General features: G+C 66.3%; 25 protein-coding genes. 15 read left to right on the forward strand and 10 right to left on the reverse strand.

Annotated elements, in window-relative coordinates; all coding sequences use genetic code 11:
• The first annotated feature begins 52 nt into the window (after window positions 1-52).
• The 9 genes from G372_RS0102825 (at window position 53) to G372_RS0102865 (ending at window position 8,350) form a co-directional block, all read left to right on the forward strand.
• Complete coding sequence (locus G372_RS0102825) at window positions 53-313, forward strand: hydrogenase maturation nickel metallochaperone HypA/HybF (RefSeq protein WP_019623828.1); 261 nt, start codon at window positions 53-55, stop codon at window positions 311-313.
• A complete protein-coding gene (gene hypF, locus G372_RS0102830) occupies window positions 310-2,625 on the forward strand; it encodes a carbamoyltransferase HypF (RefSeq protein ID WP_019623829.1) in 2,316 nt (771 codons plus the stop codon). Before G372_RS0102825 ends, hypF begins: the two co-directional genes overlap by 4 nt.
• A 3-nt stretch (window positions 2,626-2,628) precedes the next feature.
• Entirely contained in the window at window positions 2,629-2,883 is a 255-nt protein-coding gene (locus G372_RS0102835; RefSeq protein ID WP_019623830.1) for a HypC/HybG/HupF family hydrogenase formation chaperone, read from the forward strand.
• The gene (gene hypD / locus G372_RS0102840) at window positions 2,880-3,968 is read left to right on the forward strand and encodes a hydrogenase formation protein HypD (RefSeq protein WP_019623831.1); all 1,089 of its coding nucleotides are present in this window, start codon (window positions 2,880-2,882) and stop codon (window positions 3,966-3,968) included. The genes G372_RS0102835 and hypD overlap by 4 nt, the downstream gene beginning before the upstream one ends.
• Window positions 3,965-4,969, forward strand: coding sequence for a hydrogenase expression/formation protein HypE (gene hypE, locus G372_RS0102845; RefSeq protein WP_019623832.1), 1,005 nt, complete (start codon window positions 3,965-3,967; stop codon window positions 4,967-4,969). The genes hypD and hypE overlap by 4 nt, the downstream gene beginning before the upstream one ends.
• Window positions 4,970-5,084: 115 nt before the next feature.
• Window positions 5,085-5,297 carry a hypothetical protein gene (locus G372_RS0102850; RefSeq protein ID WP_019623833.1) on the forward strand — a complete coding sequence of 71 codons (213 nt, stop codon included), beginning with the start codon at window positions 5,085-5,087 and terminating at the stop codon, window positions 5,295-5,297.
• 177 nt (window positions 5,298-5,474) lie between these two features.
• On the forward strand, window positions 5,475-6,425 hold the full coding sequence (locus tag G372_RS0102855; RefSeq protein ID WP_019623834.1) for a PDC sensor domain-containing protein: 951 nt from the start codon (window positions 5,475-5,477) through the stop codon (window positions 6,423-6,425).
• Window positions 6,426-6,500: 75 nt separating this feature from the next.
• Window positions 6,501-7,331, forward strand: a complete 831-nt coding sequence (locus tag G372_RS0102860) for a PP2C family protein-serine/threonine phosphatase (protein WP_019623835.1) — start codon at window positions 6,501-6,503, stop codon at window positions 7,329-7,331.
• 2 nt (window positions 7,332-7,333) lie between these two features.
• Window positions 7,334-8,350, forward strand: coding sequence for a LysM peptidoglycan-binding domain-containing protein (locus tag G372_RS0102865; protein WP_019623836.1), 1,017 nt, complete (start codon window positions 7,334-7,336; stop codon window positions 8,348-8,350).
• 5 nt (window positions 8,351-8,355) lie between these two features.
• Here the strand turns inward: G372_RS0102865 and pyrE are convergent, their stop codons facing one another.
• On the reverse strand, window positions 8,356-8,991 hold the full coding sequence (gene pyrE, locus G372_RS0102870; RefSeq protein WP_018863248.1) for an orotate phosphoribosyltransferase: 636 nt from the start codon (window positions 8,989-8,991) through the stop codon (window positions 8,356-8,358).
• Window positions 8,992-9,094: 103 nt separating this feature from the next.
• On the opposite strand from pyrE, the gene G372_RS0102875 reads away from it, so the two are divergent.
• Together G372_RS0102875 and G372_RS0102880 are read left to right on the forward strand one after the other, a co-directional pair.
• Window positions 9,095-9,868: an exodeoxyribonuclease III gene (locus G372_RS0102875; RefSeq protein ID WP_019623837.1), complete on the forward strand. Its 774-nt coding sequence runs from the start codon at window positions 9,095-9,097 to the stop codon at window positions 9,866-9,868.
• Window positions 9,869-9,886: 18 nt separating this feature from the next.
• A complete protein-coding gene (locus G372_RS0102880) occupies window positions 9,887-11,311 on the forward strand; it encodes an AmpG family muropeptide MFS transporter (protein WP_018863250.1) in 1,425 nt (474 codons plus the stop codon).
• A gap of 180 nt (window positions 11,312-11,491) precedes the next feature.
• Here G372_RS0102880 and G372_RS14285 read toward each other — a convergent pair whose 3' ends face one another.
• The 6 genes from G372_RS14285 to G372_RS0102910 all read right to left on the reverse strand — a co-directional run bounded on the left by G372_RS14285 (window position 11,492) and on the right by G372_RS0102910 (window position 15,975).
• Window positions 11,492-11,656 (reverse strand): hypothetical protein, encoded by a 165-nt coding sequence (locus tag G372_RS14285; RefSeq protein WP_018139797.1) that lies wholly within the window; start codon window positions 11,654-11,656, stop codon window positions 11,492-11,494.
• Between the two features lie 92 nt (window positions 11,657-11,748).
• Window positions 11,749-12,261, reverse strand: a complete 513-nt coding sequence (locus G372_RS0102890; RefSeq protein WP_018863251.1) for an FKBP-type peptidyl-prolyl cis-trans isomerase — start codon at window positions 12,259-12,261, stop codon at window positions 11,749-11,751.
• A gap of 16 nt (window positions 12,262-12,277) precedes the next feature.
• Window positions 12,278-12,628 carry a hypothetical protein gene (locus G372_RS0102895; protein WP_019623838.1) on the reverse strand — a complete coding sequence of 117 codons (351 nt, stop codon included), beginning with the start codon at window positions 12,626-12,628 and terminating at the stop codon, window positions 12,278-12,280.
• Window positions 12,629-12,784: 156 nt separating this feature from the next.
• The gene (gene aprA / locus G372_RS0102900; protein WP_018863253.1) at window positions 12,785-14,683 is read right to left on the reverse strand and encodes an adenylyl-sulfate reductase subunit alpha; all 1,899 of its coding nucleotides are present in this window, start codon (window positions 14,681-14,683) and stop codon (window positions 12,785-12,787) included.
• Window positions 14,683-15,162 (reverse strand): adenylyl-sulfate reductase subunit beta, encoded by a 480-nt coding sequence (aprB, locus tag G372_RS0102905; RefSeq protein ID WP_038070474.1) that lies wholly within the window; start codon window positions 15,160-15,162, stop codon window positions 14,683-14,685. The genes aprA and aprB overlap by 1 nt, the downstream gene beginning before the upstream one ends.
• Before the next feature lie 39 nt (window positions 15,163-15,201).
• On the reverse strand, window positions 15,202-15,975 hold the full coding sequence (locus G372_RS0102910) for a hypothetical protein (RefSeq protein ID WP_018863255.1): 774 nt from the start codon (window positions 15,973-15,975) through the stop codon (window positions 15,202-15,204).
• A gap of 573 nt (window positions 15,976-16,548) precedes the next feature.
• On the opposite strand from G372_RS0102910, the gene sat reads away from it, so the two are divergent.
• Window positions 16,549-17,739, forward strand: a complete 1,191-nt coding sequence (gene sat / locus G372_RS0102915; protein WP_018863256.1) for a sulfate adenylyltransferase — start codon at window positions 16,549-16,551, stop codon at window positions 17,737-17,739.
• 67 nt (window positions 17,740-17,806) lie between these two features.
• Here the strand turns inward: sat and G372_RS0102920 are convergent, their stop codons facing one another.
• Window positions 17,807-18,412: a CBS domain-containing protein gene (locus tag G372_RS0102920; protein WP_019623840.1), complete on the reverse strand. Its 606-nt coding sequence runs from the start codon at window positions 18,410-18,412 to the stop codon at window positions 17,807-17,809.
• Between the two features lie 128 nt (window positions 18,413-18,540).
• Complete coding sequence (locus G372_RS0102925) at window positions 18,541-19,077, reverse strand: metallophosphoesterase family protein (protein WP_018863258.1); 537 nt, start codon at window positions 19,075-19,077, stop codon at window positions 18,541-18,543.
• Window positions 19,078-19,302: 225 nt separating this feature from the next.
• On the opposite strand from G372_RS0102925, the gene G372_RS0102930 reads away from it, so the two are divergent.
• The 3 genes from G372_RS0102930 to G372_RS0102940 all read left to right on the forward strand — a co-directional run bounded on the left by G372_RS0102930 (window position 19,303) and on the right by G372_RS0102940 (window position 24,181).
• Window positions 19,303-22,164, forward strand: coding sequence for a molybdopterin oxidoreductase family protein (locus G372_RS0102930; protein WP_018863259.1), 2,862 nt, complete (start codon window positions 19,303-19,305; stop codon window positions 22,162-22,164).
• 284 nt (window positions 22,165-22,448) lie between these two features.
• Window positions 22,449-23,180 (forward strand): 4Fe-4S dicluster domain-containing protein, encoded by a 732-nt coding sequence (locus G372_RS0102935; protein WP_017925619.1) that lies wholly within the window; start codon window positions 22,449-22,451, stop codon window positions 23,178-23,180.
• A gap of 17 nt (window positions 23,181-23,197) precedes the next feature.
• Window positions 23,198-24,181: a dimethyl sulfoxide reductase anchor subunit family protein gene (locus tag G372_RS0102940; protein ID WP_019623841.1), complete on the forward strand. Its 984-nt coding sequence runs from the start codon at window positions 23,198-23,200 to the stop codon at window positions 24,179-24,181.
• A 67-nt stretch (window positions 24,182-24,248) separates the two neighbouring features.
• Here G372_RS0102940 and G372_RS0102945 read toward each other — a convergent pair whose 3' ends face one another.
• A complete protein-coding gene (locus tag G372_RS0102945) occupies window positions 24,249-25,415 on the reverse strand; it encodes a hypothetical protein (RefSeq protein WP_018863261.1) in 1,167 nt (388 codons plus the stop codon).
• Window positions 25,416-25,543 lie beyond the last annotated feature (128 nt).

Consider the following 25,543-nt stretch of genomic DNA (forward strand, 5'->3'; position numbering starts at 1 on the left):
CGTAAAACCTCCCCGGCGCACGCGTGCACAGAAACACAACCCCGGAGGAGCAATGCACGAGTTTTCGTTGATGGCCGATTTGATGCGCAAGATCGAACAAGTGGCCACGGACCACAACGCCGAGCGGGTGACCCGGGTGCGGGTATGGCTGGGTGCTTTGTCGCATATCACGCCGGAGCACTTCCGCGAGCACTTCGAGGACGGCACCCGCGGCACACTGGCCGAAGGCGCCGAGCTGGAGGTGGAGACCTCCGACGACGAGACCCACCCCGAGGCGCAACAGATCCTGCTGCGGAGCCTGGACGTGGCGTGAATACGGCCGCGACACGCACCCCGGCGCGGGAGCGCTGGCGCCTGCTCGTCACCGGCCGGGTGCAGGGCGTGGGCTTCCGGCCATTCGTCGCGGCGCTGGCGCAGCGCCTGGCGCTGGCCGGCACAGTCGGCAACACACCCGAGGGCGTGGTGATCGAGGCCGAAGGGGACGCGGCCCGCCTGGATACGTTTCGTACGGGACTGGTGCAAGAGGCGCCGGCGGCCGCGCGCTTAGATGACATTTCCGTCACCTCCGGGGCCCCCACCGGCGAGAGCGGCTTCCGAATCACTGCGGGGCCGAACCGGGGTGGTGCCCCGGCCCTGGCCCCGGACCGTGCACCCTGCCCCGACTGCCTGGCCGAGATCCGCGATCCGGCGGCGCGGCGTTACCACTATCCGTTTACCGCCTGCACGGCCTGCGGGCCGCGCTGGAGCATTGTCACGGCGCTGCCCTGGGCGCGCGCCCACACCACCCTTCACGACTTCCCGCTGTGCCCGGCCTGTCGGGCGGAGTTCGAGAACCCCGGGGATCGGCGTTTCCATGCGGAGGCCATGGCCTGCCCGGACTGCGGACCCCGGCTAGTACTGCGTGCGCCGGACGGCGCCGAACAGGCCACCGATGATGCGGCGCTGGAAGCCGCCGTGGCGACCCTGCGCGCGGGGCACATCCTGGCCCTGAAGGGCCCGGGCGGATTCCAGCTGCTGACGGACGCCACCCGCGAGTCCGCGGTTGCCCGCCTGCGCGCACGCAAGCAGCGCCCGGAAAAGCCGCTGGCGGTGCTGCTGCCGGACGGCGACTGGCTGGATTGTCTGGCCCACGTATCCGATGCGGAACGGGGACTGCTGGATGCCCCGGAGGCCCCGATCGTGCTCCTGGGTCGCAAGATTGATGCGCCGCTGGCCGGGAACATCGCCCCGGGGCTGAACCGCCTCGGGTTGATGCGGTCGGCCACGCCCCTGCACCAACTGCTGCTGGACGCGCTCGGCATCCCGCTGGTCTGCACCTCCGGCAACCGCAGTGGCGAGCCGCTTTGTATCTCCGGCGAGGAGGCCGTGGCCCGCCTGGGCGGGATCGCGGATGCCATCCTCGACCACGACCGTCCGATTGCGCGGCCGCTGGATGACAGCGTGTTCCAGATCGCGGCCGGGCAGCCGCAGTGCCTGCGCCTGGGACGGGGAACCATGCCACTGCGCATCCCGCTGCAACAGGCCGACCCGGTCACGCTGGCTCTGGGAGGTCACCTTAAGGCCGCGCCCGCGCTGGCCCTGACACGCGAGGTCGTGGTCGGCGCCCATGTCGGCGACCTCGACAGCGATCCGGCCCTGCGCCGCCTCGACAGCGAGGCCCGCGCACTGGCCGGCCTCTGCGGCGCGGATGTCGAAAGAATCGCCTGCGACCGGCACCCGGACTATGCCTCCACGGCGCTGGCCGAGGGCCCGGGCATGCCGGTCTTCTCCGTGCAGCACCACCACGCCCATGCCGCGGCCTGCCTGGCCGAACACAGGGTGCAGGCCCCGGCCCTGGCACTGGTCTGGGACGGTGCGGGGCTGGGTACGGACGGGGCGCTTTGGGGGGGCGAGTGCCTGACCGTGCACGCCGATGGTGGCTGGCAGCGCCGGGGTCACCTGCGCCCGTTCCGCCTGCCGGGGGGCGAGGCCGCGATCCGCGAGCCGCGCCGCGCGCTGCTGGGGCTGCTGCATGCGCACTTCGCGGGCGATACGGCGGCCCTGGCGGCCAGCCCGGCCCGGGCGCTGTTTGGCGATGCCGAGTGGCCACCGCTGCTCCGCGCCCTGGATCGCGGGGTCAATGCGCCCTGGACCAGCAGCGTCGGGCGGCTGTTCGATGCGGTGGCGGCCCTGACCGGACTGCGCACCGGCGCCGGCTTCGAGGGGCAGGCCGCGATGCTTGTGCAGCAGGCGGCAGAGGCCGCACCGGGGACGGTGGATGCCCCGGATCTCGAGCTGGAGAACGCGATGCCCTGGCAGGCGGACTGGGGCCCGCTGATCGCCGCCCTGCTGGCCGCGCAGGCGGCCGGTGCCACCCCTGAGGCGATCGCCGCCCGGCTGCATGTCGCGCTGGCGCGGTTCGCGGTCGCCGCCGCCCGGGTGGGTGACCGCAAGACCGTGGCATTGACCGGCGGATGCTTCCAGAATCGGCATCTGCTGCAATGCTGCGTGGCGGCCTTGCGCGACGCCGGCTTTCGCCCGCTGTGGCCACAGGCCGTTCCGCCCAACGATGGTGGACTGGCGCTGGGGCAGGCGGTGGTCGCGCGCCGCGCCGCACACCCGGCCCGACCGGAAGGAGGAGACTGACCCATGTGCCTTGCGATCCCCGGCCTTATCGACGCGGTAGAGGGCGACGACCCGCTGTTCCGCCAGGCGCGGGTCCGCTTCGGTGGCGTGGCGCGCACGGTGTCGCTCGCCTGCACCCCGGAGGCCGGGCCCGGCGACTACGTGCTGGTGCATGCCGGCATCGCGATCGCCACTATCGACGAAGCCGCGGCCGAGCGTACCCTGGCGGCGCTGCGCGCGATCCCCGAGCACGAGCCGCCCGCGCCGGAGGGCCCGTGAGGCACCTGGACGAATACCGCGACCCGGCGCTGATCCTGCAGCAGGTCGCGGCCATCCGCGCGGCCTGCACCCGGCGCTGGACCCTGATGGAGGTCTGCGGCGGCCAGACCCACGCGATCCTGCGCCACGGGCTGGACGACCTGCTGGCGGACTCGGTCGAGCTGCTCCACGGCCCCGGCTGCCCGGTCTGCGTGACGCCCACCGAGACCCTGGACCAGGCCGTGCTGCTGACCCGCCGCCCGGAGGTGATGCTGTGCACCTTCGGCGACATGCTGCGCGTACCCGGCGCGCTGGGCGACCTGAACGCCGCGCGCGCGGCCGGCGGGGATGTGCGCGTGATCTACTCGCCGCTGGATGCGGTCGCACTGGCGCGCGAACACCCGCAGCGCGAGGTGGTGCTGCTGGCGGTGGGCTTCGAGACCACCGCCCCGGCCGCCGCGATCGCGGTGCTGCAGGCCAAGGCCCTGGGGCTGTCCAACCTGTCGCTGCTGGTTTCGCACTCGCTGGTGCCGCCGGCGATGGAGGCCCTGCTGACGGACCCGGACCACCGCATCCAGGGCTTTCTGGCCGCCGGTCATGTCTGCACCGTGGAGGGTGCCGCGGCCTACCAGGCGATCGCCGAACATTTTCGGGTGCCCATCGTGGTAACGGGCTTCGAGCCGGTGGACCTGCTGACCGGGATCCGGGCCTGCGTGGAGCAGCTGGAACGCGGCGAGGCCCGGGTCGAGAACCGCTACGACCGGGCCGCCCGCGAGGACGGCAACGCGGCCGCGCGCGAGGCGGTCACCCGCGTGTTCGAGCCGGTGGAACGCGAGTGGCGCGGCATGGGCCGCCTGCCCGCCAGCGGGCTGGGCCTGCGCCCGGCCTACGCCCGCTTCGATGCCGTCGAGCGCTTCGGGGTCGCGCCGCCCGCAACCGGCGAAGACGGGCCCTGCATCGCCGGCGAGGTCCTGCGCGGACTGCGCCGCCCGACTGACTGCCCGGCCTTCGGCCGCGAGTGCACCCCGGACACCCCGCTGGGCGCGCCGATGGTGTCCTCCGAGGGGGCCTGTGCCGCCTACCTGCACTACCGGGAGGGGGCATGACCACCGAGGTAGTCCGCCTGGCGCATGGCGGCGGGGGCCGACTGCAGGCGAAGCTGCTGGACGAGTTGATCCTTCCGGCACTGGGCACCCCGGCCCGCGGCGCCCCCGATGCGGCCGTGCTCGACGCAACGGACGGACGCCTGGCCATGACCACCGACAGCTTCGTGGTGCGCCCGCTGTTCTTTCCCGGCGGCGATATCGGCCGCCTCGCGGTGCACGGCACGGTCAACGACCTGGCGATGGCCGGGGCGCGGCCACTGTGGCTGACACTGGGACTGATCCTCGAGGAGGGGCTGCCCCTGGAGGACCTGCGGCGCATCCTCGCCTCCGTAAGGGCGGCCGCCGAAGAATGTGGTGTGCAGGTGGTGGCCGGCGATACCAAAGTGGTCGAGGCCGGACGTGGCGACGGGGCCTACCTCAACACCAGCGGGGTGGGCATCGTGCCGCAGGGTGTGCGGATCGCGCCGGATGCGATCCAGCCCGGCGACGTGCTGCTGGCCAGCGGCGATCTGGGCCGCCATGGCGTCGCTATCCTGGCCGCGCGCGAGGGCCTGGGACTGGACCCGCCGATCCCCAGCGACAGCGCCCCGGTCTCCGGGGCCGTAGCGGCGCTGCTGGCAACCGACGTGCCCGTGCATGCCCTGCGCGACCCCACCCGCGGCGGCACGGTGGCCGCGCTGCAGGAACTGGCGGATGCTTCCGGCTGCCGCGTGGTGCTCGACGATGCCACCATCCCGGTGCGCGAGGACGTGCGCGGGGCCTGCGAGATCCTCGGTCTGGACCCGTTGCACAGCGCTTCGGAGGGCCGCTTCCTGGCCGCCGTGCCACAAGCCGAAGCCGAACGTGCCCTGAGCGTGCTGCGGTCACGACCGGAGACGGCCGGCGCCCTCGCCATCGGCCAGGCCGAGGCGGGCGAGCCCGCGGTCATCCGACGTCTCGCGACCGGCGTGGAACGCCGCGTGATCCTGCCGGCCGGCGAACAGTTGCCCCGCATCTGCTAAGGGACCACGGAAACCGCCCGATGAACTGCTCACGACGATACGGGATGACGGGCATGGCGGCGGCGCCCGCCGGGCATTATGGTGAAACTTACGGTTCAGTCAGGAGGAACCCACGATGTCGATGCGCCCGTTGATTCCCGCAGTCCTCGCGCTCGCCAGCGGCCCCGCCCTCGCCCACCCGGGGCACGGCCATGGCGACGGCTTCTCACTGCTGCACTACCTGAGCGCCCCGGAGCATGTGGCAGGACTGGCGTTGCTCGCCGTGGTCGGAGGGGGCATTGCCGGCTGGTGGCTGCGACGCCGGCGTCGTCTCGACCGGCGCGACTGATCCCAACGCGCCGGCCCTCACTCTGACAGGGCTTGCGGTCGCGTAAATCTCCTGGTTCGGCACAGTTCCTGCTGGGGTTGCGGGGTGGGCCCGGAGCAGGAGCCGGACCCGCTTCACGACACCGACATGTGCGATCGGGGATAATCACGCCGCACCGAAAAGAGACGACAGCGCACCATGACGGAACTGAAAAAAGCCATCGAGCACCAGCGCGAGTACCTGGAGGCCCGGCTGCAGGAGCCGCTGGCCGAAATTGCAGCCCGTCTGAGCACGGCCTGGCCACAACGCGAGGCGCTGGACTCGATCCTGGAGAAGGCGATCCGGCAGATCCCGGAGGTCACCTTCGTGTATGCACTCAATACCGAGGGCATCCAGCTGTCCGACAACATCTCACGCAGTGGCGTGCTTCCGGAACACTTCGGCCGCGACCGGTCGCAGCGCCCGTACATGAAGGAGGCGGTGCCGGCCGAGGGTTTCCTGCTGTCAGAGGCCTACATCAGCCTGCTCGGTCGGCGCCCGTCGCTGACCGCTTTGCAATTGGTGCGCGACGAAAACGGCACGGCACTCGGATTCCTCGGCGCGGACTTCGACCTGCGCAACCTGCCGGACCTGTCGGAGGACCTCTACGAGGAACCCAGCGAGTGGCGCCAGATCAAGGGTGACCCGTCCATCCGCGGCACGCTGTTCCTGCAAAGCCGTACCGAGAGCCTGATGGACCAGAACATGGACACCGCGCTGGCCATCATCGAGGAACTGTTCACCGAGCGCGGCGTGTTCCAAGGGGTGTTCCACTTTTCCAGTTCGCGGGCGACGCTCTGGACCACCGAGGACCCCTACCGCTACCGCATCCTGACGCACGAATCGCTGGCCGATCCGGATGTCTGCCTCGCCTTCCCTCACGAGCCATATCCGGAAGAGGCCCTTATCCCGAAGGAGGCCGTTGGCCGCGTACTGCAGGGGCTGAAGGCGCTGCGTTTCGCCGACGAGACCATCTACCTTCGCTCGGCCTCGGTAAACCTGTTCAACGGGATGGTCAGCCTGACCTTTTCCTGCGACGGCTCCCACTACATGACCTGGGACGACTTCCTCGGCCGCTCCATCGACTTCTGGATCGGGGCGACCGGGTAAAGAAACGCCGGGCGCACTGACAGCGACCCGCCGCCTGGGCCATGATGGGCTTGGAACCCGGCGCGGAGACAGGGGATGGAGACCGCAACAGCCACGGAGATCGGCGGGCGGCGCGAGCAGCAGGACGCGGTCGGTGTATGGTCCTGTCCGGATACCCGGTGCGCATTGATGGTCGTCGCGGACGGGATGGGCGGGCATGCGGGCGGCGCACAGGCCGCGCATACGGCCATCGCCACCGCCGAGCGCCTGTGGAACGAATGCGGCGGTCGCCCGGAGGGCCCGGCGGCGCTCCTGGAGCGCCTCTTTCGCGAGACCCACGCCGCCCTGCACAAACCCGGCGCGGCACCCGGTGACCAGCCCGGGACTACGCTGGTCGCGCTGTATGCCGGGCCGCAGCGGGCCTGGTGGGCCCACTGCGGTGACAGCCGTCTGTATCATTTCGAAGGAGAGCGCCTGATCACCCGCACGCGGGACCACACCCGGGTTCAGGCGCTGGTGGATGCCGGCGAGATCCGCGAAGAAGACATGGCGACCCATCCGGAACAGAACCAGCTCCTGCAGGCCCTGGGGGTGGTCGACCCGATACGGGTGGACCATGGCGAGGCCCCGCTGACACCCGATAGCCGCTTCCTGTTGTGCTCCGATGGGTACTGGGAACAGCTGGGTCCGGAGGAAAGCGCTCGGTGGCTGAACCAGTCGGATCTTCAGGCGGCCTGCATGAAAGCCGCCGCCCGCGCGGCGCAACGGGGTGGCACGCATGGCGACAATGTGGCCATCGCGGCCTGGCGCGCGCAGAGCATCGCCTCGCCGGGCCACCGCCACCTGCACGCCGCGGTCCGCCCGATGCTGCTGGGGGCCCTGCTCCTGCTCGCCGTACTGGCAATCCTCTTCTGGCCTGTGGACTGAACATGGCACGTCGTGTTGTCGGGGCAGCGCTGCCCCTTGTCGCCCTGCTGACCGGCTGCGCAATGCTGGAAGTAGAAGACAAAGAACCGGTCACCGAGGCACCCGAGGTGTCAGAAGAAGCCGCTGCAGAAGGCCCCGCGCCGGCGGAAGACCTGACCATCGCGGAGATCATCGAGGCCCTGCAGGAAGGGGACATCGAACGGGCGGACCCGGCCCTGGACCGGTTCCTGGAGGGCGAGCCCGGTCACCGGGTCGCGCGCAGCCTGCGCGCGCAGCTGGATGCGGAGCCGCGCGAGGAGCTCGGTTCGGCCTACTTTTCGCACACGGTGGAGCCGGGCGAGACACTGGGCCAGCTGGCCCGGCGGTACCTGGGTGATGCCAATCGCTTCCTGATCCTTGCGCGTTACAACGATATCGAGCGCCCGTCGCGGCTGTTGGCCGGCCAGCGCCTGCGCATACCGGAGACCGCCGCGCGCGAGGCGTCCGCCGACGATGCGGAGGGGCTCGACGAGCAACTGACGGCCCTTGGCGGAGGGGACGACGAGGAGGCCTACCTGCGCGCGATCGAGGCCGACCTGGAGGCGGGGCGGTACGAGGACGCGCGCGACGGGGTCCGGCAGGCAGGTGCGCTGACCGACAACGGCCTTCACGCGCAGCGACTCGAGAAGCTGGAACGAGAAGCGACCAGTCGCTACTGGGGGCAGCGCGGGGACGAGGCCCGCGATGCGGGCGACACCGAGGCCGCACTGGCCGCCTACGGGCGGGCGCTGGAGGCCGACCCCGAGCTGGACGACGCCCGGGAGGCACGGGGGGAGTTGCGCGACAAGCGCAAGGAGGAGCTGCATTCGGCGGCAATCCGCCGCTACCGCAACCAGGATCTGGAAGAGGCGATCGCCCTGTGGGACGAGGCGCTGGAGCTGGATCCCGAGTTCGAGGCCGCACGCGGATACCGCCTGCGGGCCCTGGAACTGCAGCGCCGCCTGGAGCGGCTGGGGAGTTCGGAAGAAGACGCCTCCTGAACCGGTCAGACCCCGTATTCGGCGCGGTAGGCGCGTAGCGCCTCGAGGTGCTCGGGGGCGCGGCCGGTCTGCTCCAGCATCTGCACCAGATCCCCAAGCCGAGCGACGCGCACGACCTCCAGGCCCAGGTCGTCCTCGACCTCCTGAATCGCCGATCGCTCGCCGCGGCCGCGCTCTTCGCGATCCAGGGCAATGGCCACGGCCACCGGCGTGGCGCCCGCCGCGCGGATCAGCTCCACCGATTCACGGATGGCGGTGCCGGCGGTGATCACGTCGTCGACGATCAGCACGCGCCCGGCCAGCGGCGCCCCCACGATGTTGCCGCCCTCGCCGTGGTCCTTGGCCTCCTTGCGGTTGAAGGCCCAGGGACGGTCCATGTCGTGATCGCGGTACAGCGCCTCGGTGACGGCCGCGGCCAGCGGGATGCCCTTGTACGCCGGACCAAAGACCAGGTCGAAGGCGACCCCGGAATCGACGATCGCCTGCGCGTAGAACTCGCCCAGGCGCACGAGATCGGAGCCCCGGTTGAACAGCCCGGCATTGAAGAAATACGGGCTCACCCGCCCCGACTTGAGGGTGAACTCGCCAAAACGCAGCACGTCGCGTTCCAGGGCGTAGTCGAGAAAGGCATGGGCGGTCATCGCGAGGGCTCCGTCGGAAAACGCCGTATTCTGACACAGGCGCGGCTGGATTCATCATGCCGGCCCTTTTCTGCACGCGCGCGCGCCGGTATCGTTCCCGGCCATGCGCATACTCTCGATGAACGCCAACGGCATCCGTGCCGCCGCCCGCAAGGGCTTCTTCGACTGGCTCCCGACGACCGAGGCCGACGTGGTCTGCATCCAGGAGACCAAGGCCCAGATCCACCAGATTCAAGGCGAGCCCTTCCATCCCCCCGGCTACCACTGCGCGTATGTGGACGCGGTCAAGCCCGGCTACAGTGGGGTCGCCCTGTACAGCCGGCGCCAGCCGGACGAGGTGATCACGCGCATTGGCTTCGAGGAGGCGGACAACGAGGGCCGCTACGTGGAGATGCGTTTCGGAAACCTCTCCGTGGTGTCGCTCTACCTGCCCTCGGGCTCCTCGGGGGACCACCGGCAGGATTCCAAATGGCGGTTCCTGGACTTCTTCCGACCGTGGCTGGCCGAGCGCATGCAGGACGGGCGCGAGTGGGTGATCTGCGGTGACTGGAACATCGCCCACAGGGAGATCGACCTGCGCAACTGGAAATCCAACCAGAAGAACTCCGGGTTCCTGCCCGAGGAGCGCGCCTGGCTGGATCACCTGTTTGACGAGATCGGGATGGTGGACGTGTTCCGGCGACTGGACGACCGTCCCGAGCAGTACACCTGGTGGTCCAACCGGGGGCAGGCCTGGGCAAAGAACGTGGGCTGGCGCATCGACTACCAGATCGCCACTCCCGGTATTGCGGAGACCGCCCGGGATCCGTACATCCATACGGACGATCGCTACTCCGATCACGCCCCGTTCTGGATCGACTATGACTACACGCCCTGAACCCTCTCCGGGCCCCGCATGAGCACGGCCGCCGAGTCGCAGAACCGCCCGCACCGCGACTGGCGCGCGGCCCTGGCCGTCTACCGCCACCCGCGGGTGGTGGGCATGCTGTTTCTCGGCTTTGCCGCCGGGCTGCCACTACTGCTGACCGGCGGCACCTTCACCGCCTGGCTCCGCGATCTCGGCGTCGAACTCGCCTCCATCGGTTTCCTCTCCTGGGTGGGCATGGCCTACAGCATCAAGGTGCTGTGGGCCCCGATCGTGGACCGGATGCCACTCCCGCTGCTGACCCGGATCTTCGGGCGGCGGCGCGCGTGGATGCTGGCGGCGCAGGCGACCATCATGCTGGGACTGTTCGGGATTGCCTTCACCGATCCCACCGAACAGCTCTGGCTGGTCGCGGTCTGGGCGGTACTGACCGCCTTTGGCGCGGCGACCCAGGACATCGCGATCGACGCCTACCGTATCGAGGCGGTCAGCCAGGAACGCCAGGGTGCAATGGCCGCAGCCTATGTGTTCGGCTACCGGGTCGCGTTGCTGACCGCCGGGGCCGGGGCACTGCATATCGCGGCTGCCGGCAGCTGGAGCCTTTCCTATGCGGCGATGGCGACGCTGATGCTGGTCGGGGTCGTCTGCACCCTGATCGTGCGCGAGCCGGAAGTCGCCCCGCGTGACGCAAACACCGCGCAGCTGGAAGAGCGCGTAGTGCACTACATCAACAACACCGCCGACACCGGGCTCTGGCGCGCCTTCAAGGCCTGGTTTATCGGGGCCGTCATCTGCCCGTTCGTGGATTTCTGGCAACGCTTCGGACGGATCGCCCTGGTGGTAATCGCGTTCATCGCGATCTTCCGCATCAGCGACATCTTCATGGGGGTGATGGCCAACCCGTTCTATCTCGACCTGGGCTTCACCAAGGACGAGATCGCGAACATCGCCGCGGCCTTCGGCCTGGCAATGACCCTGACGGGGGCCGCCCTGGGCGGGCTGCTGGTGGTGCGTTTCGGCATCATGCGCATGCTGATCGCCACTGCCATCCTGGCCCCCGCGACCAACCTGACCTTCTCCTGGCTGGCGACGCTGGGGCCGGAAATCTACGGCCTGATATTCGCGATCATGGCGGACAACCTTGCCGGCGGGATGGCGATCTCGGTATTCATCGCCTATCTCTCCAGCCTGACCAATTCGGCTTACACCGCCACGCAATACGCCTTGTTCAGCTCGATCATGACCCTTCCGGGTCAGTTCCTGGCCGGCTTTACCGGGGTGTTCGCCGAGCACCTGGGCTGGTTCTGGTTCTTCGTCAGCTCCGCCCTCATCGGCATCCCCACCATCCTGCTGGCCCTCGCGCTAATGCGCTGGGCCAACCCCGACCACATGGCCCAGCCGGGCCGTCCCCGAGAATTCCAGGAGCCGCACGAGGAGTCCGAACCCACGCGCTAGCGTCCGGGGATGGTCATCACGAAAGATCGTCGACAAACCCAGGGATCACGCGTGCGCAGGCCGGGAGCTCCCGTCATCCGGGGGGTAAAAAACAAACGTCCGCCAGCGAAGAGCATCGCGGGCGGACGCATGCGCCGTACCCCTTCAGAAAGAGGCACGGCCATCAAAGGCACCCTGGGTTCAGGGACGCTTCGGCGTCTGGTACTCGGCCTCTTTCTGGAAGGACTCCCAGATCGTCTCGTAACCGACAAAGCCCTTCTCGTTGGGCGGCATCTGACGGGTCACGAGATAACGCGACTTGCCATCCGGGACCTGCGGATGTTTCTTCTCGGTATCCTGGCTCATGTTTCGTTCACCTCGCTTCGATGAAAAAGAGGGGGTGGAGAGCTCTCGCCTCGCTCCCCCGACTTACTGACGGGCCGGGCGAACCGGCCCCCTCATTCGATGGGCACCGCGCGTCCGCTGTCGATCTCGGGGCCCGACTCCACCTTGCCACCATGCGCGATCTCTTCATCGGAGGCGTCACGCACCAGCAATACATTCAGCTTGAAAATCACCTGTCGGCCGCAAAGGGGATTGTTACCGTCGATGGTAATGCTCTTCTCGTCCATCCGCGTGACCAGAAAGCTCTTGGTCTGGCCGCGGTCGTTTTCCATCAGGATCGCCGTACCGACCTTGCGGTATTCCTCCGGCACGTTCTCGATCGCCTCGGTAATCACCAGGGATTCGTCGCGCGGGCCATAGAGCGCGTTGCAGTCGATGGGGACCTCGATGGTCTCACCCTGCGCCTTGCCCTCCAGCTCGCCCATCACCTGGGGCGACAGGACCTCGTTGACGCCGTGCACGTACCCCAGCGGGAATTCGACCTCGGTCAGGACCTGGCCGGTTTTCTCGTCGATCACCTGATAGTTCAGTTCGACGTACTTGTTGTCCTTGATTACATCTGTCATTCAAAGTCCCGCAATCTCAGAAAATGGACGCACCGAAGATGCGTACCTCGCCGTCCTCGTAACCAAGGACCATGCGTCCGAGCCACTCCCCTTCCTTTATCGTGCTACGCACGCGATACAGGACGGTCACGTGTTCGCCACGACGAATGATGCCGAGGTAATCCCAATCCTCGCTCAGGTTGCGGGTCAGCTCGCTCTGGGCGAACTGCTTGCCCACCTCAACCTCGTTAAGGCCGAACAGCAGATGATAGGAGAACCGGCGGACGAACTTACCGTACTGGCCCTTATTCGAGTACTTGATCAGGTCGCTCCACATGGGGTGGGCGATCTCCAGGATCTCCTCGTCGGAGTGGTCGATGATGTTCATCGAGGTCTCCGGCGGTGTCTGTGCTTCAGCTGCACTGGTCATCTTGAAACCCTCAGGTGTGGCGGTTGAAAGAGCAGGCCAATGCGCGCACGCACCGGCCATCGCGACTTCCTTGCTTGTTGGCGGGGCCGCGACCGACCCCGCCACGTTAGCACCCTAGGCTTCCTCTTTCTCGGGTTCGGCCGGGGCCTCGTCCTTGTCGACCAGGTGATAGCACGGCGCCTTCTCCATGGTGTACTCGCCCGTGTTCGGGTCACGACGAGAAACGGTCAAATGATGCCAGTTCTTGTCGTCGAGCTTCATGTAGTCGCCGCGGTAGTAGTACCCCGGCCAGCGGGTTTCCTTCCGGAACAGCGTGTGGTGGAAGACGCTCTCGGCCGTGCGCACGCGGTGCTTCAGCTCCCAGGCACGCAGCAGCTCGTGGATGTCCTCGGCCGCCAGCTTTTCCAGATCCTCTTCGAGGATATGCATCTTCTTCAGGCCGATGTTGAGCAGCTTCTCGTTGGTCATGTAGCTGACCGTCACACCACCGCAGTATTCGTCCATCAGCTTCTGCAGGCGGTCGAGGCCCTGGCGCGGGTTGATATAGTTCGGGTTGACCGAACCGGCCACCACCTCGTTGCTGTAGATCTTGTAGTGCTCAAGCGGCTTGTAGATCTCTTCCTTGCGCTTGTTGATCTGCGAATCGGAGACACGGATGCCGTCGGCCTTGCCATCGTCGATGTACTTGCAAGCGGCCTTCGCGGCCAGGCGGCCTTCGGTAAAGGAACCGGAGGAGAACGCATGCGGCGTCCCGCCCACGGCGTCGCCCGCCCCGAAAAGGCCTTCGACGCTGGTCATGCGGTTGTAGCCCCAGAAGTATTCGGGCGGGGAGACATCCTCCGGACCGGAGCACCAGGCACCACAGCCCGTGGCGTGCGAACCCATCACGTAGGGCTCCGAAGTGGTCAGCTCGGGGTTTTCGTTCTTGGGGTCCACATCGGTGGCCGCCCACAGCACGGCCTGACCGACGGTCATGCCGAGGAAGTTCTCCCAGCCCACCTCTTCGAGGTGCGGATCCTGGAAGGCCTCCATGGTGACCATATGGATCGGGCCGCGGCCGGCATTCACTTCGTTGAGGAACGCATGGTTGCGCAGGCAGGTCGGGATCGGCCGGTGGGTCCGGTGGGAGACTTCCGGATCCAGGTATTCCTTGCCGACCATCTCCTGCAGCTGCGGCCACCACTTGGACTCGTACTCTTCGCCGTTGCAGTTCTGCGTACGCGTCTTCAGGTGCAGGAAGTAGGCGCCGACGGGACCGTAACCATCCTTAAAGCGGGCCAGCACGATACGGTTTTCCATCTGGGTCATCTTGGCGCCGGCATTGATCAGCAGACCATAGGCCGAACCGGAAGACCAGGGCGCGTACCAGACGCGACCGGCACCTTCACCAACCGACCGCGGCTTGAAGATCATCGAGGCGCCGCCCGCGGCGACGATCACCGTCTTCGACTTGAAAACGTGGTAGTTGCCGGTGCGCACATTGAAGCCCACGGCGCCGGCCACCCGGTTTTCCTTGGACTCGTCCATCAGCAGATGGGTGACACAGATGCGGTTGTAGATCGTGTCGGCGGACTTCTTGGCGGCCTCGGCCACGATCGGCTTGTAGGACTCGCCGTGGATCATGATCTGCCAGCGACCCTCACGCTGGTAGGCGCCCGTCTTCGGGTCGCGCATCAGCGGCAGGCCCCACTCCTCGAACTGGTGCACGGTGGAATCCACGTGGCGCGCCATGTCGAACAGCAGGTCCTCGCGCACCATGCCCATCAGGTCGATACGGGCATAGCGCACGTGGTCCTCGGGATTGTTCTCGCCCCAGCGGGTGCCCATGTAGCAGTTGATCGCGTACAGGCCCTGGGCAACCGCACCGGAGCGGTCGATGTTGGCCTTTTCGGCAATCACCACCTTCTTGTCCTGGCCCCAGAACCGGGCTTCCCAGGCGGCGCCCGTGCCGCCCAGGCCGGCGCCACAAACCAAGATGTCGATGTTGTCTTCGACGATTGTCTTGTAGGCCATCAGTAGTACACCCCTTCTTTCAGTTTGAGACCGGCGGCCTCAAGCGTGTGCAGATCCCCCTCATCCATGCGGATGTACTTGGGCTCGTTGAACAGCAGCTGGCTGTCCCGCATCGACTTGTCCGGCGCGGGCACGTCGGCCAGCTGCGGGATGTGCTTGCCCCAGGGCTTGGTGGTAATCGGCGACAGGAAATTCTTTTCCCGGCCATCGCGGAACTTGATCCGCCAGGCAATGGTGCCGCGCTCTTCGTCGCGGTCGACACGCACGCTGTGGCCCAGGGGCGCAAAGTCCGCGTAGCCACGTACGTCAATGGCGTGGTGCGGGCAGGCCTTCACGCAGGAATAGCATTCCCAGCACATGTTGGGTTCGATGTTGTAGGCGCGACGGGTGGTTTCGTCGATATGCATGATGTCTGACGGGCAGATGTCCACGCAGTACCCACAGCCATCGCAACGGGTCATGTATACGAAAGTTGGCATGGTAATCCTCGATCGATGCTGATGTTCGGGTAAATGGCTTTAGTAGTGGTTGGGCTCTTCACGCTGGATACCCTTCCCCATGTCCATCGGCGCGTCACGCAGCAACTCCATCGAGTGGCGCTGCTGTTGCTCGGGGTCGTCGCGCGTGAGGGTCGGGAGGTTCTCGGCGGAACCGTCGGCCCGGGTGAGGCGCTTCTGATAAGCCGCAGCGGGCTTGAAGAACATGTGCGCGAACTTGGACCAGTAGACCGTCGCAAACAGGGTCGTGGTAGCCGCGAGGAACAGCGCGAAGAACAGCCAGCCGAGGGCGGTGCCCTGGGTCAGCGACCACAGGATGGCGAACGTCGACATCCCGAGCAGCGAAACGATGAACAGATCGGCACGGACCAGCTGGTACCAGCGACGACCTTCGCAATTCACATCGACGCGAATGAAGAACCAGAACCAATAACCACCAAAGGCGAGCGACAGGGCGCCCAGGTGCCACAGCAGCCCCCACACACCGGCGGCCGGCTCGGTCGGGTAGCTAAAGATGAGCACGGCGGAGGAGACGACGAAAACGATAAAGCCCCACATGGTGAAGAGGTGGGAGGCGCGGCGCTTCGGGTTCTTGAATTCACCGGAGGTGATGACCTCTTTCCCAATGGTCTGCATCGCCAGCGAGAATTTCTCGCCACCACTCACGGTACGGGTCGCGTTCTTTTCCGCTTTCTTGGCGTTCTCGAAGAAATACGTGGCACTCCTCTTGTGCATCATGTCGAGGATCGTGCCAGCAGCCACCAGGATGACCATGAGCACGACATACCACTGCATTGCGGCTGGTGGAATAAACGCAGCCAGTTCGGCAAAGGGATTACTAGTGATCACGGCGTCAGGCCTCCTCAACATGTCCAATTGGCCCACCGAGTCTGTGATAAATCGATCTTTCGCTTCAAATCAAACTTGCTTGCCGCGACATAAGCCGAATGAATGGGTCGATATGCTAATTTAGGGAAACGCTAATCTATGGCGTCAACCGCCGCTTTATTCGGTACCGGAAATCCGCCCTGAGCCGGCCTCGGTTTCGAAAGCCTTGGTACGCGGCCTTTTTGCGTCGCCAAGCCCATTGCGGCGGGCATCCCGATGACGAAATCCAGGCCCTGGCCCAGAGCCCCGGTCCGAGCCACATCGAGACCGCCCATGAAAGTTTCTTTGTGCCGACACAGGCTGAAAGGGGGTCAAGTAACCCGGCGCTTTATGGACTATCTTGTGCTACGTTCGGGTTCGACTCGCACTGCGACCGACCACGCGGCCGGCTGATCGCATGCGGCCCGAGCACGACATCCGGCGGCCATGACCGCCCAACCCATGCAGTCCACATCCAGCGTCGGCAGGAGATAAAGCCCCATGATCAAACCGCACGGTGCAGACACCCTGAAGCCCTTGTTTGTCTACGACCCCGAACAACATCACGCCCTGTTGAAAGAGGCGGAAACCCTTCCCTCCGTGGTGATCAGCTCCGCGGCCGCCGGCAACGCCGTGATGATGGGGGGCGGCTATTTCACGCCACTGACCGGCTTCATGAATGTCGCGGATGCGATGAGTTGCGCGGAGAACATGCGGACCACCAGCGGCCTGTTCTTTCCGGTCCCTATTGTGAACCTGCTGGAGAACGCGGATGCCATCCGCGGGGCCCGGCGCATTGCCCTGCGCGACCCCAACATGGAAGGGAATCCGGTGCTCGCGATTCAGGAAGTCGAGGCCATCGAGGAATTCACTCCCGAGCAGATGGCAACCATGACCGAGAAGGTCTATGGCACCACCGATATGGAGCATCCCGGCGTCGCCGCCTTCAACAGCGTGGGCCGTGTCTGCGTATCGGGCCCCATCCAGGTGCTCCACTTCTCCTACTTCCAGGATGACTTCCCCGACACCTTCCGCACCGCGGTCGAGATCCGCAACGAGATTGCCGAGCGCGGCTGGAACAAGGTCGTGGCCTTCCAGACCCGCAACCCGATGCACCGCGCCCACGAGGAACTGTGCCGCATGGCGCTGGAGCAGCTGGACGCCGATGGCCTGGTGATCCACATGCTGCTGGGCAAGCTGAAGCCCGGCGACATCCCGGCCCCGGTACGCGACGCCGCCATTCGCAAGATGGCCGAGCTGTATTTCCCGCCGAACACCGTAATGATCACCGGCTACGGCTTCGACATGCTCTATGCGGGCCCGCGGGAGGCCGTACTGCATGCGCTGTTCCGACAGAACATGGGAGCGACCCACTTCATCATCGGGCGCGACCATGCCGGGGTCGGGGATTACTATGGGCCGTTCGATGCCCAGACCATCTTCGACACCGAGGTCCCGGACGACGCGCTGGAGATCGAGATCTTCAAGGCCGACCACACCGCCTTCTCGAAGAAGCTCGGCCGCGTGGTGATGATGTGCGACGCGCCCGACCACACGAAGGAGGACTTCGTGCTCCTGTCCGGCACCAAGGTGCGCGAGATGCTGGGCCGCGGCGAGGCGCCGCCGGTCGAGTTTTCGCGCCCGGAAGTGGCGGAGATCCTGATGGACTACTACCAGAGCATCAACAAGTAGCGGGACCGGGCTGCGGCCCGGTTCACCAGGAGAAGCGGTGGCGGGGAAACCCGCCACCGTTTTGCATTCAGTAGGCCTTCGACAAGGCCGCCTGGATCTCGGCGAAAGTCCGCGCGACATCGAATGTCTGCACCGACACGCCCAGCTGGCGGCCAATCTGCGTGGCCGAAAACATGCCACGGATGTGGGTCTCGCCGGTCGCCGGATCGGTCTGCCCGACGAGCGCATGCTGACGCCCCCAGTCCTTCAGGGTCGCGATGATGTCACCGACGTCGGCCTGCATCACCCGTTGCATGTCCAGGAGGTCCACATCCTCCAGGGGCGCCATCAGGTCACGCACCCGAAGGTCCTCGTGCCGCAAGCCACGCTCGTTGACCATCTGGATCGGGCGTTCCCCCTGCGTGTCGCGCGCCGTGATCAGACCGCGCACACGCCGCGCGTCGTCGACCACGATCAGCAGCCGCACACCCCTGGCAATCATCTGCTCCGTCGCCTGACCCAGTGTCGCGTCGGGACCGATCGTGGCCACCGGCACGCGGCGGAAATCGGTCAGCACACAGAGCGCCGAGGAGGCCAGCGTGACCCGCGGTTCCTCGTCGGTTACCTGCTGAAGCCCGGTTCCGGGAGCCGCCTTGCTCGATGGCAGGGGCTTGTGCGGAAATTCTGCGGTCATCGCGTTTCTCCATCCAGGGTGGGAACCTAGACGATGCCCTGAGATGAACGCGCTGACAAGCGGGTCCCGCCGGAACCGAACACCGGACAGAGCCGGACCATTCGAAAGGCTTCAGGGACCCTGACGGATCACTCGACTCCCGCTGCCGCCTCTTCCGGCGTTGGCCGGATTTCGAACGACATGCTTTCGAGATCCCCCAGTGCCCAGGTCGCCTCGGGTGCGCCGAGACCGGCGACCGTGCCAGGGTTCACGACCCAGGTGGAGCCGTCCTGCACATGCGGCTGCTGGCGGATCTCGGTCTCGTGGCTGTGCCCGCAGCACACCAGATCGTAGTCCCCGGTGCAGGCCATTGCGTGGGCGTAGTGGGGATAGTGCGTGACAAAGATGCGGCGGCCACCCAGGGTGATGGTGGCATCCAGCCCGTAGTAGTGCAGCAGGCCGTTCGACTGGTGAGCGATGCGCGAGATCGCGACCGGGTCCCCCAGGTTGTTGCCATGCACCGCGTGGATCGGCACACCCAGCTTCAGTGATGCCCGCAGTGTGTTGCCGCCGATCACGTCGCCACAGTGGATGACCGCCTCGGCGCCCTCGGCAATCCCGGCCTCGATCGCGCGGGCCAGCATCGGGCCGCGGTCGTGGCTGTCGGAAACAATGCATACCTTCATCGGATTCGCGGGCCTCTGCTGTCAGGTTCCTGGCCCGAGACGATAACACTGCCGCGACCATCCCGACGTCTGCGCCGGATCCGGGCCCCAGATCGATGCGCAGATTGCGCCCGAAATGCCTTGTGGTGGACCCCCCGGAACTGCATAGTGGGAGTAACCCCGGGCGGCAGAAAGGGGGACGCAAGTATATCGTAATTGTCTAAACTATCAAGGCGTTAACGATCTATGGCACAGACCCCGTCGCACGAAATCAAGAACACCACCTGTTACATGTGCGCCTGCCGTTGCGGCATCCGGGTGCACCTGCGTGACGGGGAGGTACGGTACATCGATGGCAACCCCGAGCACCCGATCAACGAAGGCGTGATCTGCGCCAAGGGTGCCTCCGGGATCATGAAGCAGCATTCGCCGGCGCGGCTGACCCAGCCCCTGCGGCGCAAGGCCGGCGCCGAGCGCGGCGACGGCGAGTTCGAGCCGATCTCCTGGGAGGAGACATTCGAGATCCTCGCCGAGCGACTCGGACAGATCCGCGAGACCGACCCGAAACGCTTTGCGCTGTTTACCGGACGCGACCAGATGCAGGCCCTGACCGGGCTGTTCGCCAAGCAGTTCGGCACCCCCAACTACGCAGCGCACGGCGGCTTCTGCTCGGTGAACATGGCCGCCGGCATGATCTACACCATCGGCGGCTCGTTCTGGGAATTCGGCGGCCCCGACCTCGAACGCTCGAAGCTGTTCGTGATGATCGGCACCGCGGAGGACCACCACTCCAACCCGCTGAAGGTGGCGATCTCCAAGTTCAAGCGCCAGGGCGGTCGCTTTATCTCCATCAACCCGGTGCGCACCGGCTATTCCGCGATCGCCGACGAATGGGTCCCGATCCGCCCGGGGACCGACGGCGCCCTGCTGCTGGCGCTGATCCACGAGATCATCAACAAGGGCCTGTACGACCGCGACTTCCTGGTACGCTACAGCAATGCCGGCCAGCTGGTGAACATGGACGAGGACCAGGACGAGTTCGGCATGTTTCTGCGCACGGAGGACCCGCCGGAAGAGGGCTGCTACGACGCGCAGAACCAGCTCTGGTGGGATCGCAAGACCGGACGGGCAGTGCCGACCCATACCCGGGGGGCCGACCCCTTCCTGCTCGGGGAATTCAAGCTCGACGACGGGACCCGGGCAAAGCCCGCGTTCCAGCTGCTGCAGGACCGGGTCGCCGAGTACACCCCGGAATGGGCCGAGCGCGTCACCGGCATACCGGCCGAGGATATCCGCCGTCTGGCCCACGAGATGGGCGTGACCGCGCGCGATCAGCGCATCGAGCTGCCGATCGCCTGGACGGACTCCTGGGGCGTCGAGCACGAGTCGGTCACCGGCAACCCGGTCTCCTTCCATGCGATGCGCGGGCTGGCCGCACACTCGAACGGCTTCCACACCATCCGTTCGCTGTCGATCCTGATGTCGCTGCTGGGCACGATCGACCGCCCCGGCGGCTTCCGCCACAAGGCCCCGTTCCCGCGCCCGATCCCGCCCTGCGCCCGCACGCCGAAGGGGCCGGAGGGCGTGCAGCCCGGCAAGCCGCTGGACGGCATGGTGCTCGGCTGGCCGGCCAGCCCGGACGACCTGTTCGTGGACGACAAGGGCGAGCCGGTCCGGCTCGACAAGGCCTTCTCCTGGGAGTACCCGCTGGCCGTGCACGGGATGATGCACAACGCGATCACCAACGCCTGGCGGGGCGACCCCTACCCGATCGACACCCTGCTGATCTTCATGGCCAACATGGCGTGGAACTCGACCATGAACACGGAAGAGGTCCGCAAGATGCTGAACGACAAGGACGACAACGGGGAATACAAGATCCCGTTCCTGGTCGTGGCGGATGCCTTCCAGTCCGAGATGACCGCGTTTGCCGATCTGGTGCTGCCGGATACCACCTATCTGGAGCGCCACGACGTGATGTCGATGCTGGATCGCCCGATCTCCGAGTTCACCGGGCCGGTGGATTCGGTGCGCATCCCGGTGGTGCCGCCCAAGGGCGAGTGCAAGCCCTTCCAGGATGTACTGATCGAGCTCGGGTCGCGCCTGAAGCTGCCGGCCTTCGTGAACGAGAAGGGCGACCGCAAATTCCGCGACTACCCGGACTTCGTGGTCAACTACGAGACCGAGCCGGGCTCCGGCATCGGTTTCCTGGCCGGCTGGCGCGGCAAGGGGGGTGAAAAATCCCTGCGCGGCGAGCCGAACCCCAACCAGTGGGAGATGTACGCGAAGAACAACTGCGTCTTCCAGTACGAACTGCCGCGCAGCTACCAGTACATGCGTAACTGGAACAAGGGGTATCTCGAGTGGTCGCAGCGCAACCGCATCACGCGCTATGGCGAGCCCGTCCTGATCCACCTCTACTCCGAGGTGCTGATGAAGTTCCGCGCCGCCGCCCAGGGCAAGGGGACCACGCGCAAGGTGCCGACGCACCTGGCCAAGCGCGTCGAGACCTTCTTCGACCCGCTGCCCTTCTACTACGACCCGCTGGAACACCAGTCCACGGACAAGCACACCTATCCGCTGGCCGCGGTCACCCAACGACCGATGGCGATGTACCACTCCTGGGACTCCCAGAACGCCTGGCTGCGCCAGATCCATGCCCACAACCTGCTGTACGTGAACGCGCGCACCGCGCGGGCCGCCGGCATCGAGGACGAGGACTGGATCTGGGCGGAAAGCCCCTGGGGCCGGGTGCGCTGCATGGCCAAGTACTCGGAGGCTGTCGAGCCCGGCACCGTCTGGACCTGGAATGCGATCGGCAAGGCCGCGGGGGCCTGGAACCTGACCCCGGGCGCCAACGAGTCACGCAAGGGCTTTCTGCTGAATCACCTGATCTCCGAGGAGCTGCCGGGGCATGACGGCCCGATCTCGAATTCCGATCCGGTGACCGGTCAGGCGGCCTGGTATGACGTCCGCGTACGAATCTACAAGGCCGAAGAAGGGGAGCCGCAGGAGACCTCTCCCCAGTTCAAGCCGCTCAAACCGTATCCCGGCCAGTCCACACGGGCACGTGTTTTGAACTTCTTTGCGGGCCTGGGGAAACGCTGAACAATGTACACACTCGCGTTGGCACCCCAGGTTTTCCGAGACAAGGCGCGGTGCGCAGCCGGTAGTGGTTCTACCGGCAAGAGCCGCAACGCAGGATCGGGGAACCTGGGGCGCCAACCCCACAACCCATTGAAAAGCAGGGGCTCGGCCGCTTTTGCATGCGCACGGCGTTGCGGCTCCCTTGTGCAGAGTGACTGCACGGCAGTCACCGCGCCTTGTTCGCACGCAAAAGCGACTCGAGCGCGAGTGCGCACATTGTGCAGCGTTCCCCCAGGAGGCAAGAAATGACCCAACTCGCCCTCGTCATCGATCTCAACGTCTGCGTGGGCTGCCACGCCTGCGTGACCAGCTGCAAGGAATGGAACACCTCCGGCGATGCCGGCCCACTGGTCGACCAGAATCCCTACGACGCGGACCCCACCGGCACCTTCTTCAACCGGGTGCAGAGTTTCGAGGTGGGCGAATATCCGAACACCGAGACGGTGCACTTTCCGAAGTCCTGCCTGCATTGCGAGGAGCCGCCCTGCGTGCCGGTGTGTCCGACCGGGGCTTCCTACAAGCGCGAGTCGGATGGCATCGTGCTGGTCGACTACGACAAGTGCATCGGCTGCAAGTACTGCTCCTGGGCCTGCCCCTACGGCGTGCGCGAGGTGGATGCCGAGCGCAAGGTGATGACCAAGTGCACCCTGTGCGTGGACCGCATCTACAACGAAGAACTGCCGGAATGGGACCGCAAGCCGGCCTGCGTGCGGGCCTGCCCGACCAATGCGCGGCTCTACGGCGATATCCATGACCCCGAATCGGTCGTCTCCAAGGCGATCCGCGAGGCGGGTGGCTACCAGCTGATGCCGGAATGGGGCACCAAGCCGGCCAACCACTACCTGCCGCGGCGCAAGACCCAGCTGACCATCCGCGAGGACGAGGTCGAACGCGCGGACAACCCGCTGAAGATCGACAGTCAGTTGCCGAAGCCCGGGCAGGACGAACCCTCGCTCGACGACGTCACCAGCTGGTAAACAGGGACGAAGACACTATGCATCCAGCCTTCTCGGTTATCTTTCTCACCACCCTGATCGGCGCCGGACAGGGCCTGTTTCTCGGTCTGTTCGGTGCCGAGGCACTGAGCCTTCTGGGCGTGCTGCCGCCCCCGGGTTCGGACTTCCTGGCGCTCGGTTCCGCGCTCGCGCTGGCCTTCCTGGTGCTGGGGCTGGTCGCCTCGTTCTTTCACCTGGGCCGGCCGGAACGGGCCTGGCGCACCGCTACCAAGTGGCGCACCTCCTGGCTCTCGCGCGAGGTGATCGTGCTCCCGGCGTTCATGGGCATGGTGTTCCTGTACGGCGCGGCCCATGCGTTCGGGTTCAACCCGCCCCTGGGTACGCTGGCCGGAGACATACCCATACTGCCGACCATGGTGCTCGGGGCGATCGGGGCGCTGCTGGCAATCGTGCTGTATGTCACCACCGCGATGATCTACGCCTGCATCAAGTTCCTGCAGGAATGGCACTCCCCGCTGACCGTGGTGAACTACACGGTGCTGGGGGCCGCCAACGGCTTTACCCTGGCGGCCGCCTATGCCGCCTGGGCCGGTGTACCACTGGTCCCCTTTATGGCGACGGTCGCAATCGTGCTGACCGTTCTGGGGCTGGGAACCCGCAGCGCGTCGCTGATGCGCAACGCCCGCATCAAGTCAAAGTCGACGCTGCAGACCGCGATCGGGGTGAAACACCCGAAGATCCAGCAGAAGTCCCAGGGCTTCATGGGCGGGTCGTTCAATACGCGGGAGTTCTTCCACCACATGTCGGCGGCGTTCCTGCGCGGGATGAAGTGGATCTTCCTGCTGGGCGCATTCGTGATCCCGGCGATCCTGCTGCTGGTCGTGCTGGTCACACGGGTCGACCCGGTCAACCTGCTGATCGCCGCGTTCGTGATCCAGTATCTGGGCATGGTCGCCGAACGCTGGTTCTTCTTCGCCCAGGCGAACCATCCGCAGAACATCTACTACCAGTCGGTCGCCTGAAACCGCTGGGGGGCGGGCGCCCCCCAGCCCACCCGCAGCGAAGACCGCACTTCTCCAAACCCTTCCGTCAGGCCGCAGGCCAGCTCGCGGTCGCGATGCCTTCGCCCAGATCGACCTCCACCAGGCGGCGGCGCACTTCCAGCAGCTTTTCCAGCAGGGCCGGCTCGACACGCTCGTAGGCCTCCGCGTCCGGCACCCGATTGACCACCACCCCCAGCAGCTCGGTGATCGCGTTGCCGATCGAGTTCTGGCTGATCGTGACGATCAGGCGACCCTCGTCGTTGCGGTAGATCAGCTGCTTGAAGGCCGGCTGCCAACGGATGGCATGGGCGTACTTGGCATCGGTGAAGCAGCGGTCGCGTACCTTCTTCGCGGTCTTCAGGAAATCGTTGTTGAACAACAGGACCTCCTCCACTGCATCGGGGAAGTGCACGCCCTCGGGCATCGGCGCATTGCGGGTGGAGACCTGCGAGAAGAAGGTCCGGTAGAAGTCCAGAAAGCCCTGCAGGACCGCGTCGTATTCGCGCCAGAAGCGGATGTCCTTCAGGGCCTCGACGCCGCCCTGGATCTCCCAGCTCGGGAGGCCGTGCGGGTAGCCGGTCAGTCCCAGGCGCGCCTGTTGATCCGGCGCCGGACGCAGGATCTCCAGATCCAGCGCCCGGGTGAAAAACGCCCGGTAGACATCGCGCATGTAGGCCTGGAACAGGCTGTGCTGGCCGCCATCGGTCAGATTGGGATTGCCGGGATCCGCCAGTGGGGCATCAGCCAGCGTGGCCATCGGAAAGACGATGAAATGGTTGTGCAGCATGCGGATGCTGGGCACGCCCGGCGCGGTCAGCGGCCAGGTCGCATCCAGGCTGGCCTCGCCCGCCAGCACCAGGGCCTCGGCCGGATCCGGGTACTGCTCCAGCATGTACTCGATGATCACCCCGTTCATCCGATTCCAGACATGCCGAACCGGCTCCGGCACCTGGGTGCGCCGCACCGGGCGCCCCATCGGGTCGAGGATGGTCTGCGAGGTGTTGTAGATGATGGAGCAGTCGAATTCGTTGCTGTGCCCCAGCGCCTTGCGATAAAGCAGGAGGTTCTCCGGGTTCACCAGCAGCCCGTTGTTGTTCACCAGGTCGGCGAGGTTTTCGGTGCTGTTGAAGAACTCGTTGGGTTTCATGCCCTCCGGTATGTCCAGGGGGATGGGCCGAAAGGGCGTGGTGATCTCGCGGGGGCCGGCTTGCATGGCGGTCGATTGCTCCTAGGGAAACACTGATGAATGTACACGCTCGCGCTCGAGTCGCTCTTGCGTGCGAACAAGGCGCGGCGACTGCCGTGCAGTCATTCTGCACAAGGGAGCCGCAACGCCGTGCG

The sequence above is a fragment of the Thioalkalivibrio thiocyanoxidans ARh2 genome, from assembly GCF_000385215.1.
GTDB classification, from domain to species: Bacteria; Pseudomonadota; Gammaproteobacteria; order Ectothiorhodospirales; family Ectothiorhodospiraceae; genus Thioalkalivibrio; species Thioalkalivibrio thiocyanoxidans.

What these genes read in the sequence shown, in the direction of transcription:
- G372_RS0102825 (WP_019623828.1), top strand. Translation starts at nt 53, where the DNA reads ATGCACGAGTTTTCGTTGATGGCCGATTTGATGCGCAAGATCGAACAA.
- G372_RS0102835 (WP_019623830.1), top strand. Translation starts at nt 2,629, where the DNA reads ATGTGCCTTGCGATCCCCGGCCTTATCGACGCGGTAGAGGGCGACGAC.
- hypE (WP_019623832.1), top strand. Translation starts at nt 3,965, where the DNA reads ATGACCACCGAGGTAGTCCGCCTGGCGCATGGCGGCGGGGGCCGACTG.
- G372_RS0102850 (WP_019623833.1), top strand. Translation starts at nt 5,085, where the DNA reads ATGTCGATGCGCCCGTTGATTCCCGCAGTCCTCGCGCTCGCCAGCGGC.
- G372_RS0102855 (WP_019623834.1), top strand. Translation starts at nt 5,475, where the DNA reads ATGACGGAACTGAAAAAAGCCATCGAGCACCAGCGCGAGTACCTGGAG.
- G372_RS0102860 (WP_019623835.1), top strand. Translation starts at nt 6,501, where the DNA reads ATGGAGACCGCAACAGCCACGGAGATCGGCGGGCGGCGCGAGCAGCAG.
- G372_RS0102865 (WP_019623836.1), top strand. Translation starts at nt 7,334, where the DNA reads ATGGCACGTCGTGTTGTCGGGGCAGCGCTGCCCCTTGTCGCCCTGCTG.
- pyrE (WP_018863248.1), bottom strand. Translation starts at nt 8,991, where the DNA reads ATGACCGCCCATGCCTTTCTCGACTACGCCCTGGAACGCGACGTGCTG.
- G372_RS0102875 (WP_019623837.1), top strand. Translation starts at nt 9,095, where the DNA reads ATGCGCATACTCTCGATGAACGCCAACGGCATCCGTGCCGCCGCCCGC.
- G372_RS0102880 (WP_018863250.1), top strand. Translation starts at nt 9,887, where the DNA reads ATGAGCACGGCCGCCGAGTCGCAGAACCGCCCGCACCGCGACTGGCGC.
- G372_RS14285 (WP_018139797.1), bottom strand. Translation starts at nt 11,656, where the DNA reads ATGAGCCAGGATACCGAGAAGAAACATCCGCAGGTCCCGGATGGCAAG.
- G372_RS0102890 (WP_018863251.1), bottom strand. Translation starts at nt 12,261, where the DNA reads ATGACAGATGTAATCAAGGACAACAAGTACGTCGAACTGAACTATCAG.
- G372_RS0102895 (WP_019623838.1), bottom strand. Translation starts at nt 12,628, where the DNA reads ATGAACATCATCGACCACTCCGACGAGGAGATCCTGGAGATCGCCCAC.
- aprA (WP_018863253.1), bottom strand. Translation starts at nt 14,683, where the DNA reads ATGGCCTACAAGACAATCGTCGAAGACAACATCGACATCTTGGTTTGT.
- aprB (WP_038070474.1), bottom strand. Translation starts at nt 15,162, where the DNA reads ATGCCAACTTTCGTATACATGACCCGTTGCGATGGCTGTGGGTACTGC.
- G372_RS0102910 (WP_018863255.1), bottom strand. Translation starts at nt 15,975, where the DNA reads ATGCAGTGGTATGTCGTGCTCATGGTCATCCTGGTGGCTGCTGGCACG.
- sat (WP_018863256.1), top strand. Translation starts at nt 16,549, where the DNA reads ATGATCAAACCGCACGGTGCAGACACCCTGAAGCCCTTGTTTGTCTAC.
- G372_RS0102920 (WP_019623840.1), bottom strand. Translation starts at nt 18,412, where the DNA reads ATGACCGCAGAATTTCCGCACAAGCCCCTGCCATCGAGCAAGGCGGCT.
- G372_RS0102925 (WP_018863258.1), bottom strand. Translation starts at nt 19,077, where the DNA reads ATGAAGGTATGCATTGTTTCCGACAGCCACGACCGCGGCCCGATGCTG.
- G372_RS0102930 (WP_018863259.1), top strand. Translation starts at nt 19,303, where the DNA reads ATGGCACAGACCCCGTCGCACGAAATCAAGAACACCACCTGTTACATG.
- G372_RS0102935 (WP_017925619.1), top strand. Translation starts at nt 22,449, where the DNA reads ATGACCCAACTCGCCCTCGTCATCGATCTCAACGTCTGCGTGGGCTGC.
- G372_RS0102940 (WP_019623841.1), top strand. Translation starts at nt 23,198, where the DNA reads ATGCATCCAGCCTTCTCGGTTATCTTTCTCACCACCCTGATCGGCGCC.
- G372_RS0102945 (WP_018863261.1), bottom strand. Translation starts at nt 25,415, where the DNA reads ATGCAAGCCGGCCCCCGCGAGATCACCACGCCCTTTCGGCCCATCCCC.